Annotated in this window: 9 protein-coding genes and 1 pseudogene; 2 read left to right on the top strand and 8 right to left on the bottom strand. The window is 65.7% G+C overall.

All coding sequences use genetic code 11. The features are described from left to right. The 5 genes and pseudogenes from YU9_RS43405 to YU9_RS0134530 form a co-directional block, all read right to left on the bottom strand. Positions 1–194, bottom strand: a pseudogene (locus tag YU9_RS43405) (IS5/IS1182 family transposase); the annotation flags it as partial. 83 nt (positions 195–277) lie between these two features. Then, positions 278–1,453: a DegT/DnrJ/EryC1/StrS aminotransferase family protein gene (locus YU9_RS0134545; RefSeq protein ID WP_027576855.1), complete on the bottom strand. Its 1,176-nt coding sequence runs from the start codon at positions 1,451–1,453 to the stop codon at positions 278–280. A gap of 9 nt (positions 1,454–1,462) precedes the next feature. Beyond that, positions 1,463–2,467, bottom strand: a complete 1,005-nt coding sequence (locus tag YU9_RS0134540) for a Gfo/Idh/MocA family protein (RefSeq protein WP_027576854.1) — start codon at positions 2,465–2,467, stop codon at positions 1,463–1,465. Between the two features lie 182 nt (positions 2,468–2,649). Then, positions 2,650–4,062: a mannose-1-phosphate guanylyltransferase/mannose-6-phosphate isomerase gene (locus YU9_RS0134535; RefSeq protein WP_027576853.1), complete on the bottom strand. Its 1,413-nt coding sequence runs from the start codon at positions 4,060–4,062 to the stop codon at positions 2,650–2,652. A gap of 7 nt (positions 4,063–4,069) precedes the next feature. Beyond that, entirely contained in the window at positions 4,070–5,059 is a 990-nt protein-coding gene (locus YU9_RS0134530; RefSeq protein WP_027576852.1) for an NAD-dependent epimerase, read from the bottom strand. 207 nt (positions 5,060–5,266) lie between these two features. Between YU9_RS0134530 and YU9_RS0134525 the strand changes: the two genes are divergently transcribed. After that, on the top strand, positions 5,267–6,226 hold the full coding sequence (locus YU9_RS0134525) for a lysylphosphatidylglycerol synthase transmembrane domain-containing protein (RefSeq protein ID WP_027576851.1): 960 nt from the start codon (positions 5,267–5,269) through the stop codon (positions 6,224–6,226). Further along, on the top strand, positions 6,223–7,242 hold the full coding sequence (locus tag YU9_RS0134520) for a glycosyltransferase family 4 protein (protein WP_027576850.1): 1,020 nt from the start codon (positions 6,223–6,225) through the stop codon (positions 7,240–7,242). The genes YU9_RS0134525 and YU9_RS0134520 overlap by 4 nt, the downstream gene beginning before the upstream one ends. Here YU9_RS0134520 and YU9_RS0134515 read toward each other — a convergent pair. From YU9_RS0134515 to YU9_RS0134505, 3 genes are read right to left on the bottom strand one after another with little or no spacing between them, the layout of a single operon-like run. After that, complete coding sequence (locus YU9_RS0134515; protein ID WP_027576849.1) at positions 7,230–8,177, bottom strand: NAD-dependent epimerase/dehydratase family protein; 948 nt, start codon at positions 8,175–8,177, stop codon at positions 7,230–7,232. The genes YU9_RS0134520 and YU9_RS0134515 overlap by 13 nt on opposite strands. After that, the gene (locus YU9_RS0134510; protein WP_027576848.1) at positions 8,174–9,394 is read right to left on the bottom strand and encodes a glycosyltransferase family 4 protein; all 1,221 of its coding nucleotides are present in this window, start codon (positions 9,392–9,394) and stop codon (positions 8,174–8,176) included. Before YU9_RS0134510 ends, YU9_RS0134515 begins: the two co-directional genes overlap by 4 nt. A 2-nt stretch (positions 9,395–9,396) precedes the next feature. Continuing rightward, complete coding sequence (locus YU9_RS0134505) at positions 9,397–11,310, bottom strand: SDR family NAD(P)-dependent oxidoreductase (RefSeq protein WP_027576847.1); 1,914 nt, start codon at positions 11,308–11,310, stop codon at positions 9,397–9,399. Positions 11,311–11,357 lie beyond the last annotated feature (47 nt).

Here is an 11,357-nt window from a genome sequence, read left to right as displayed (position 1 = left end):
AACGCCTTCAACATCACCAGCCGCGGGTACGGCGGCGCCCCGCGCTCCGGTTCCGGCAGACCGCCCAGCACGTGCTCCACCGCGGTCCAATCCACCAGTTCGCTGATCCGCCTCAGCACCGGATTGCCTTTTCCACGCCGCGACGACGCCAGCGCGTCCGCAAAGCTCGGTTGCCCCACCTGCCGATATGCCATTCCCATCCCCTCCAATCCGTCTAGGGAATCGCAGATTCGCGAATAATGCAAAGCTCTCGCAAGCGGGAGAGGTGAAAGCGCGATCAGCCCGCGAGCGCGCCGCGGACGGCGGCGATGATTCGCTCCTGGTCGGCTTCGGTCAGGTAGGCGTGCATCGGCAGGCTGATGACGTCCTGCGACAGGCTCTCGCAATTAGGCAGGCCGCCGTCTGCGACCGGATAGTGCTTGTAGGCGGTCTGCTGATGCATCGACTTGCCGTAATAGATCGCGGTCGGCACGCCCTGGGTCTTCAGCGCGGCGGCAAAGCCGTCGCGGTCGGTGCCTTTGGACAGGCGGATGGTGTATTGCGCCCACACCGAGGTGTTGCCGGGCGCGACGCGCGGCACGGTGACCACATTCGACAGTCCGCGCGCGTAACGCTCCGCAACCCTGTTACGGGCGGCGATCTCGTCGTCAAAGATCTTCAGCTTCTCGATCAGGACCGCGGCCTGCATGGTGTCGAGCCGGCCGGTGAGGCCGAGGCGGACGTTGTCGTATTTGTCGACACCCTGCCCGTGCACCCGGATGCTGCGCAGCGTCGCGGCGAGCTCGTCGTCATCGGTGAAGATCGCGCCGCCGTCGCCGAAGCAGCCGAGCGGCTTGGCTGGGAAGAAGCTGGTCGCGGTGGCGTGCCCGAGCGTGCCGAGCTTGCGGCCCTTGTAGCTCGCGCCAAAACCTTGCGCGGCGTCGTCGAGCACGAACAGGCCTTCGTCCCTGGCGATCTCGGCAATGGCGTCGTGATCGGCGGGCTGGCCGAACAGGTCGACCGGAATGACCGCGACAGGCTTGAGGCCGGCCTTGCGGGCGGTCGCGATGCCGCGCTTGAGCGACTCCGGGCTCATGTTGAAGGTCGTCTCATCGACGTCGACATAGACAGGCGTGGCACCGGTCCGCGCCACCGGCGAGGCCGTCGCGATGAAGGTGAAGGATGGACACAGCACGGCATCGCCGGGCCCGACATTCTTCGCCATCATCACCATCAGGATCGCATCGGTGCCGCTGGCGCAGCCGATGACGTGCTTGGCGCCGGAATAGGCTGCGAGCTGCTTCTCGAGCTCGAAGACCTCGGGGCCGTTGACGAACTGACAATGGTCGAGCACGCGCTTGACGGCGGTGTCGAGCGAGGCGCCGAGCCGGCGGCGCTGCGAGGCGACGTCGATGAAGGGAATGGGATCGGGACGCAGGTGCTGGTTCATGGCGGCTTCTTGAGTGGTCGACATGGAAAGGGATCAGCCGGCGACGCGGCGCGGCGCCTTGCGGGCAGGTGACGTAGCCGCAGGACGCGAGGGCGTCTCCAGGCACTGCGTGGCGATCTCGAGGCTGGCGACGCCTTCGTCGCCGGTCACCGCCGGCGTCTCGCCATGGCGCACCGCCTTGAGGAACGCGAGCAGCTCGGCGCGGAGCGGCTCGTCATGGCCGACCGGCAGATGCCGCATCGAATAGCTGCCATCCGGCTTGAAGCCGAAGCACTCGGTGACCTGGCGCGTGAGCAGGTCGCCCATCACGTATTTGTCGCGGGTCGCAACCGTGACGCTGCGCGCCTTGAACGGCGTCAGCCAGTTGGTGTTGATGTGGGCGAGCACGCCGCTCTCGGTGCGGAACTGCAACAGCGCGATGTCCTCTCGCTCGGCGACCGCGCTCGACAATTGCGGCTGCACCTCGACGATGTCGGATTCGGTAAACCAGCGGATCAGGTCGATGTCGTGCACGGCAAGATCGATGACGACGCCAACATTGGACATGCGCGGCGGGAACGGGCCGACGCGCGTGATCGCGATGGAGAGAATGTCCTCGCCCGCGATCGCCTGCTTGACGGCGGCGACCGCCGGGTTGAAGCGCTCGACATGGCCGACCATCAGCGTCACGCCGGCCTTTTGCGCGGCGGCGACGATCTCGCGGCCCTCCTCCACCGTCGACGCGATCGGCTTCTCGACCAGGACATGGATGTTCTTGGCAATGCAGGCGAGCGCAACCTCGTGATGCAGATGGGTCGGCGCCGCGACGGTGACGGCATCGACGCCTTCGGCGAAGAGCTGGTCGAGCGTCTCGAAGCTTGCGCAATTGGCAAGTTCGGTGGCCCGCGTGCGATGCGCGGGCGAGGGATCGACGACGCCGACGAGGCTGACGCCGGGAAGACCGCTGAGCACGCGCGCATGGTTGCTGCCCATCACACCGGCACCGATGACGCCGACGCGCAAGCCGGCCTTTGCCGGTGCAGACCCTTTGGAAATCATCTGAGCAAACCCCGATTCAACGCAAATCCCCGGGCCGCTTCTAGCACGGACGCCACATTTGTGGCGAATGCCGCCCTTGCAGGCCGGACACGATTTGATTCAAAAAGTTACACGTTCCCCGGGCCTTAAGCCGAAAAAGATACCGCTTCTCGGCCCGGGTCGCGTGGTTCGGAGTTTGCTGGTTACGACCTTTGATAGTCGTCTTCAATCCGGATGATGTCGTCTTCCCCGAGATAAGAGCCGGTCTGGACCTCGATCAGCTCCAGCTGGATCTTGCCGGGATTCTCCATGCGGTGGACGGCGCCCATGGGGATGTAGATCGACTCGTTCTCATGCACCGTTTTCACCGTCTCGTTGACGGTGACCTGAGCCGTGCCGCGTACCACGATCCAATGCTCGGCACGATGGTGATGCTTCTGCAGCGACAGCCGCCCGCCCGGCTTCACCACGATGCGCTTGACCTGGTGGCGCTCGCCATTGTCGACGGACTGATAGCTGCCCCAGGGCCGGTGCACCTTCAGATGCTCCTCGGTGACCTTCGGTGCGACCGTCTTGAGCTTGGTCACCAGACGCTTCAGCCCGTTGGCATCCTTCTGGCGCGAGACCAGCACCGCGTCCGCGGTGGCGACCACGACGAGATCGTCGACGCCTTCGAGCGCGACCAGTGCGGAATCGGTGGTGACGTTGCAGTTGCGCGAGTCCTCGAACACGGCGGTGCCGTGCGCGGCGTTGCCCAACGCGTCCTTCTCCGAGAGCTCCCACACCGCGTGCCAGGAGCCGACGTCGGACCAGCCGCACGACACCGGCACCACGGCGGCGCGCGAGGTCTTCTCCATCACGGCATAGTCGATCGAGATCGCCTTCGCCGCGCCGAACGCCTCGGGCTCAAGCGTGACGAAGCCGAGATCGCGGCCGGCATTGTTGACCGCATTGGTGACGGCATCGACGCTTCCCGCATCGACCCTGCGGTATTCGTCGAGCAGCACAGCGGCCGGGAACATGAAGTTGCCGCTGTTCCAGAGATAGCCCGAATTGACGTAGTCGGATGCCTTCACCGCGTCCGGCTTCTCGACGAAGCGTGCGACCGCATACACCTCGCCCGAAATCACCTCACCCGGATTGATGTAGCCGTATTCGGTCGCCGGCCGCTCCGGCTTGACGCCGAAGGTGACGATGCGCCCGGCATTCGCGGCCGCAAGGCCCTCGCGGCAGGCGGCGACGAAGGCGGCATTGTCCTGCACCACGTGGTCGGCGGCGAGCGCGAGCACGATGGCTTCACTGGCGCGGTTCTGCGCGAACACCGCGCCTGCCGCGATCGCGGGGCCGGAATCGCGCCGCATCGGCTCGAGGAGCACGTCCGCCTCGATGCCGATCTCGGCGAGCTGCTCCAGCACCATGAAACGATAGGCCGCATTGGTGATGACAACAGGACGATCGAACAGCTGGGGATCGGACACGCGTAGCAGCGTGTCCTGGAAGGTCGAGCGCGTGCCGAACAGCGGCAGGAATTGCTTGGGCCGCACCTCGCGCGAAGCCGGCCACAGCCGCGTGCCGGCACCGCCGCACATGATCAGGGGGATTATGCGTTTGTCCATCGTGATCTCAAACCTTGAAGTAGTCGCGATACCAGGTGACGAAATTATGGATCCCATGCTCGATCGGCGTTGACGGTGCAAAGCCGGTGTCGCGCATCAAATCCTCGACATCCGCGAACGTTTCCAGCACATCTCCCGGCTGCATCGGCAGCAATTCTTTGATCGCCGTCCGGCCCAGCTCCCGCTCCAGAAGACCGACGACGTGCATCAGTTCCTCCGGATGATGATTGCCGACATTGTAGAGCTTAAACGGCGCATTTGCGGCAGACGGATCGTCCGCAGGCACGAGATCGATCAGCTTGGATACGACACGGGTCACATCATCAATATAGGTGAAGTCCCGGCGCATCTTGCCATGGTTAAAGAGCCGGATTGGCTTGCCTGCCATGATGGCGTTCACGAACAGAAACATGGCCATGTCGGGCCGGCCCCATGGGCCGTAAATGGTAAAGAAGCGCAGCCCCGTGACCGGCAGGCGATAGAGATGGCTGTAGGACTGCGCCATCACCTCGTTCGCCTTCTTGGTCGCGGCATAGAAGCTCACCGGATGGTCGGTGCGGTCCGCAACCGCAAATGGCAGTTTTGTGTTGGCGCCGTAAACGGAGGATGACGAGGCGTAGACGAGATGACGACAGCCGTTGTTGCGGCAGCCCTCCAGCACGTTGAGAAAGCCCACCAGATTGGAATCGGCGTAAGTCTGCGGCTGCTCGATCGAGCAGCGCACGCCGGCTTGCGCGGCGAGATGCACGACTTTGGCAAAACGATGTTGCGAAAACAGCGCCGCCATCGTCTCGCGGTCGGCGAGATCGGCCTCGACGAAGGAGAAGCCGGGCTCGTCTCTGAGCAGCGCAAGGCGCGCTTTCTTCAGCGCCGGATCGTAATAGCTGTTGAGATTGTCGAGCCCGACAACGGCGCGGCCTTCGCCCAGGAGCTGCCGGGCGACGTGGAAGCCGATGAAGCCGGCCGCGCCGGTAACCAAAATCGCCTGATCTGTCATCCTGTTCCCTAGGATCCGAGCCGCCCCTGTTTAGCCGCCACGTTGACAGGGTCGCAATAGACTACCCGTTTCTCATGAGGGCTTCTTCATGACGCCCTTAATGACGGCTATTGCAAGATCGGCGCCAAAACCATACCAAAGCGGCCGAATTCGGCGCCTCGCGTCGGGTTGCCTCAAATCTTCGCAAACCCTGTTCATGCGGACGAGATGCGCCGAATCCTGCTGTCGACGGCCAAAATCCTGATTTCCGCGGCGCTGCTCTATCTGGCGCTGCGCAAGGTCGATTTGTCCGAACTGTTTTCGCGCTTCACCGTGACCAGCTTGTTCTGGATCGGCGTCGCGATCGCGGTCACGTTCCTGCAGATCTTCATCGGCGCGCTGCGCTGGCGCGAGATCAGCGCCGTCTGCGGCGCGCCGCTCGAGCTCGGCCGCGCCATGCGCTACAACGTGATCGGCTCGTTCTTCAACCAGACCCTGCCGTCGGCGATCGGCGGCGACGCGGTCCGGCTGTGGCTGGTCGCGCGCGCCGGCGCCGGCTGGCGTGCGGCGACCTACTCGATCTTCGTCGACCGCGCGATCGGCCTCATCGCACTCGCGATCGTGATCGTCGCAAGCCTGCCCTGGAGCTACACACTCATCACCGATCCGCACGGGCGTTCGGCGCTGCTGCTCATCGATCTCCTGGCGCTCGCCGGCGGCGTCGGCTTCCTGATTTTCGGCGCGCTGAAATGGCGCTGGCTGAAGACCTGGTGGGCCACGCATCACATTCACGCCTGTGCCGTGATCGCCAATCGCGTGATCTTCAGCCGCACCCGCGGGCCCGTCATCGCAATCCTGTCGGTTCTCGTTCACGTGCTGGCCGTCGTGATCGCCTGGTGCGTCGTGCAGTCGATTGCGGCCCCGGTTCGTTTCAGCGACGTCTTTCTGCTGGTGCCGCCGGTGATGCTGATCACGATGATGCCGATCTCGATCGCCGGCTGGGGCGTGCGCGAGGCCACGATGAGCCTTGCGTTCGGCTTCGCCGGGCTTGCCGCCAACGAGGGCGTCAACGTCTCGCTGCTGTTCGGCGCCGTGTTCTTCATAGTCGGCGCATTCGGCGGCCTGGTCTGGATCCTCAGCGCGGAGAAAGCCGCGCAAGGATCGGCCCCGATCGGAGTGCCGGAGTGAGCTCGGCCGCCGATGCGCTCGCCGGCGCGCCCTTGCTGCTTGCCGTTGCGGTCGCCGCGCTGATCTCGGCGCTCGTCATCTGGACCAGCCGCCCCCTGCTCCAGCGCTACGCACTGGCGCGGCCGAATGCGCGGTCCTCACATCGCATCCCGACCCCGCAGGGCGCGGGCATCGCGGTGATCGCCGCGACATTGATCGTCGCCTCGCTCTGGGGGGCCTCGGCCAATGCCGCGATCCCGCCGGCGCTGGTCGCCGCGACGGTCGTGATCGCGCTGGTCGGATTCGCCGACGACATCGTGTCGCTGCCGGTGCTGGTGCGGCTGGTGCTGCAGGCAGCCTGCGTCGGCGCGGTGGTTCTCACCACGCCCGAGACCGCGCGGATCGTGCCGGCGCTGCCGCTTCCGCTGGAGCGCGGCCTGATCGTCCTCGCCGGAGTCTGGTTCGTCAACCTCGTCAACTTCATGGACGGGCTCGACCTGATGACGGTGGCGGAAGTCGTGCCGGTCACCGCTGCGCTGCTGCTGCTGGGAATGCTCGGGAATCTCTCGTGGCCGGCCGTGCTGATCGCCACCGCGCTGTGCGGCGCCATGCTCGGCTTTGCGCCGTTCAACCGTCCCGTCGCAAAAGTCTTCCTGGGCGATGTCGGCAGCCTGCCGATCGGCCTCTTGCTCGGCTGGTGCCTGCTGGAGCTCGCCCTTCGGGGACAGCCGGCCGCGGCGCTGCTGTTGCCCGCCTATTATCTTGCAGATTCCACCATTACGCTGTTTCGGCGCATCATCAGGCGCGAACCGTTCTGGTCGGCACATCGCACCCACTTTTATCAGCGTGCAACCGACAACGGGTTCACGGTCAAGCGGGTGGTCGGCGAGGCATTCGCGCTCAATCTCGTGCTGGCATTGCTCGCCATCGCCACCGTTCGCGCCGGTTCGATGACGATCACCATCGTCTCCCTGCTCGCGGGCGCGGGCGCGGTCGCACTCCTGCTGCGGCGTTTCTCCCGCGCTCAGGCGTCCTGAGCCGACAGCGCGCGCCGCAACCCCTCGTCCAGCGAGACCTCCGGCTGCCAGCCGGTCGCGAGCGCCTTGGAGATGTTGAGCTCGAGCGAGCGGATCAGGCTGTCATGCGTGTCCTGCCGGCCCATCATGCTGAGCAGCGCCGAGAGCAGGCTCGGCGGCATGCCGAACAGACGCGGGCTCACGCCCGACGCAATGGCCAGGCGCCTGATGAATTCGGGCGTCGAGACCTGTTCCCTGTCGGCCACCAGGAAGATCTCGAAGTTGCTGGCGGGATCGGGATGGCTGAGCCGGCGGCGGATGAACGACGACAGGTTCTGCACGGCCAGGAAGGCGCGCTGGTTGCTGATCGCCGCAAACGGCAGCGGCAGTCCCAGGCTCACCGCGCGCGTCAGCAGCGCGAAATTGCCCTTGGCACCCGCGCCATACACCAGCGGCGGCCTGATCACCGAGATCTTGATGTCGCTGTCGCGCGCCAGCGTCTTCAGGCCTGCCTCGGCCGCGGCCTTGGACATGCCGTAGAGGCCGCGCGGCGTCAGGATGTCATTTTCGCTGAACGGCGCGCGGCCTTCATTGCTGCGGCCGTGAACGAGAACGGTGCTGATGAAGATGAATTGGCGCACGCCCGCCGTCGCCGCGCAGCGCGCCAAATGCAGCGTGCCGGCGACGTTGACGTTGCGATAGAGCTGGACTGCGTGCTCCTCGTGCTTGTGGTGCACGCGCGCGGCCAGATGGACGACGGCGTCGACGCCGTCCAACGCAGCCCGCCAGTCGGTCTCGGGACCGATCGAACCGGTCACGACTTCGCCGTCGGCGCCTTCCGGGCTGCGGACCGCGCGGCGGACCGACCAACCCCCGCGGACGAGGGCTGGCACGAGATGACGGCCGATGAAGCCGCTCGCTCCCGTCACCAGCACGACCGGTTTACGCTCGCTCATCGCTGCTCCGAAAGGTTCGGGTTGCGCAACAATTCGTCGATCAGCGCGGCATAGGCGTTCATCGCGGTCGTCCGGTCGAACCGCGATGCCGCCTTCACCGCGCGCGCCGCGATGCCGTCGAAGTCGGAATCGAACGCGGCGCGGATCGCTTCGGCGAGCCGGTCGGCACGGCCCGGCGGCACGACCCAGCCGAGCCTGCTCTCCACGACCGTCAACGCGGCCTCGGCCTCCGGTTCGGACACCAGCGCCACGGGACGGCCGACCGCCAGCAGATTGTAGAACCGGCTCGGCACCGATACGCCCGCAACGTTCTTCCGGTACGGAATGATCCAGAGATCGGCGGCCGCCAGAAACGCTTCAAGCTCGGAATCCTCGACGCGCCCGACAAAGGAGACATTGGAGAGGTTCGCCGCCGCCTGCAACTGCTTCAGCCGATCGAAACCGATGCCCCAGCCGGACAGCAGGAAGTGAATGTCCGTCTCGTCCTCCAGGAGCCGCGCCGCTTCGAACACGATCTCCGGATCATGGGTGAAGCCGAGATTGCCAGACAGGCCGACGATGAAGCGCGCAGAGATCGCCTTGCGGAACGGATTGTCCGGCGTGACCGGCCGCGGCGCCGGCACGAGCGTGGCCCAATTCGGGATGAAGCGGATCTTGCTCCGCGTCATTCCCGAATAGCTGAGCAGCGGCCGCTCCGCGTCTCGGCCGATGGTGATGACGGCATTGAGCGCGCGGAACATCAGGCTGTTGGCGGCGCGCATCGTCCGCGTCACGAACGAGCCGGGCTTCAAGAGGCCCGCCATCACCAGCACGTCGGGAAAGAGGTCGTGCATAATCAGCGCCGAGCGCGCGCCCTTGACCCTTCCCGCCGCTGCCACCGCATAGGGCAGCATGAACGGCGCGGTGACCGTGAGCACGACGTCCCCTCGCCTCAGCTCCCGCACCAATGCGAAGAACGTGCGCGCCGCGAACAACAGCTCGGAGGCGCCGCGCCGCATCAGCGCCGCCTTGCCCGCCATGCGGTTCCTGATCGCGACGACGCGGGGCTTGCCCGGGGCGGTCGGCGCGGCCGGCAACGTGCCCTGCGAGCCCGAGAGCACGACGACCTCATGCTCGGTGGCAAGACGGCAGGCGATCTCGGCCATGATCGCCGCCGTCGTGCTCGGGTCAGGCGGATAATGCTGGCTCGCGACGACGATCTTGCCTCTAGGCTGCATGATCAGGCCGCGGTCGACCCGAATTCGGGCACCGCGTCCTTCAAGATGGTTCTGATGGTGGTGCGATCGTCGCGCGCGATCGCCTGCTCCAGTGCCGCGATCCATTTGCGCAGCGTCTGCATCGGCGGTTCGTTCGGCTGCGCGGCCATGATCCCGGCGACACCGATCTCGCGGGTCGGCTCCTCCGAAGCGAACAGGATCTCGTGCAGACGTTCGCCCGGCCGCATGCCGGTGAACACGATCTCGATGTCGTAGCCGGGTTGCAGTCCGGAGAGACGGATCATGCGCTCGGCGAGATCCACGATCTTGACCGGTTGGCCCATGTTGAGCACGTAGACCGAGACGTCCGAATGCTGAGTTCCCAGCGCATGCGTGGCCGCTGTGATGACGAGATCGCAGGCCTCGCGAATCGTCATGAAGTAGCGGACCATGTCGGGATGCGTCACGGTCACCGGGCCGCCGGCCTCGATCTGGGCCTTGAACTTCGGCACCACAGAGCCGTTCGAGGCCAGCACATTGCCGAACCGGACCGAGATCAGCCGCATCTGCGGCTTGGCCCCGCGCGCCCCGGCGGCGAGGTCGTGATCGAGCGCCTGGCAATACATCTCTGCAAAACGCTTGGTCAGGCCGAGCATCGACACCGGCTCGATCGCCTTGTCGGTCGAGATCATCACCATCGCCTCTGCGCCGGCCGCCACGGCGGCATCCGCGACGTTGATCGAGCCGAAGATGTTGGTCTTGACGCCTTCGCTCCAGTCGCGCTCGAGGATCGGAACGTGCTTGAGCGCCGCGGCGTGGAACACGATGTCCGGCTTGAACTCCGCCACCAGGCGCATGATGCGCTCGCGGTCGCGAATGTCGGCGATCCGCCCTTCGATCTCGGCCGCCGCGCCCTGCGCGGCAAGCGCCTCCGTGATCGCGTAGAGCGCCGGCTCCGAGTTTTCCACGATCAGGAGCCGCGCAGCGCCGAAGGCGACGACGCGCTCGCAGATCTCAGAACCGATCGAGCCGCCGCCGCCGGTGACGATCACCGCCTTGCCGTTGATCAGCGCTTCCAGGCGCGCATAGTCGATCCTCTCGCTCGGCCGCAGCAGGAGATCCTCGACCGCAACGGCCGTGAGCCGCGGCGTGTCGCCGCTCTCCAGCGAGGGCATCCGGTTGACGATCACACCCAGCTTGCGCGCCCGCATCAGGATCGATTCCGGATGGGCCTCCGGCTCGAATGCCGATGGCGTCATGACGAGGCGCGCGATCGGCTTGTTGCGCTTGGCGAAGTCCGCGATGACGTCCTCGACGTCGTCGATGCCGCCCAACACCGGCACGTTGCGGATGAACTGGCCGCGGTCGGCGCTCGACGGCGACAGCACGCCGACCGGCCAGATGCGCTTGATCGCCCCGCTCTCGATCCCTCGCAGCAGCACCTCGGCATCCGCGGCGCGGCCGATCAGCAGCGTCGGCGCGGCATGATCGGTCCTCGCATGACGGCGCACCCGCGTATAGCGGAAGTAGCGGTAGGCCATGCGCAGCGCGCTGAGGAAGGAGATCTCGAGGAACCAGTAGAGGACGATGGTCACCTTGCCGAGGAAAAAGGCGCCGCGGACGTTGGGGGCGACGAAGATGTAGTCGAGCACGAGCAGGGCGACCGTCAGCACGGTCGCGACGCGGATGATGTTCAGCGCGTCAGGCAGCGAGATGAAGCGCCATTTCGTCGTGGTCAGGTTGAAGATGAAGAACACGACCACGCTCAAGGCGAGGAAGTAGGGCAGGATCTGAAACAGCAGCGGCAAGCGGTCGAAGAAGCCGTCGCCACCCTCGAATCGCAGATAGAAGGCGGCAAAAAGCGCCGCCGTGGTCGCCAGCAGGTCGTGGAGCGCGATCAGGAAATTGCGCAAGGTGAGATGCGAAAGACGCGTCATCCGCCGACCGATGAAAACCCAGTTAGATGCAACCTGACCGCGCTGAT

The sequence above is a fragment of the Bradyrhizobium sp. WSM1743 genome (genome assembly GCF_000473065.1).
Classification (GTDB): domain Bacteria; phylum Pseudomonadota; class Alphaproteobacteria; order Rhizobiales; family Xanthobacteraceae; genus Bradyrhizobium.
Note: the sequence above shows the minus strand (reverse complement) of the source record. Positions and strands in the feature narration are given on the sequence as shown.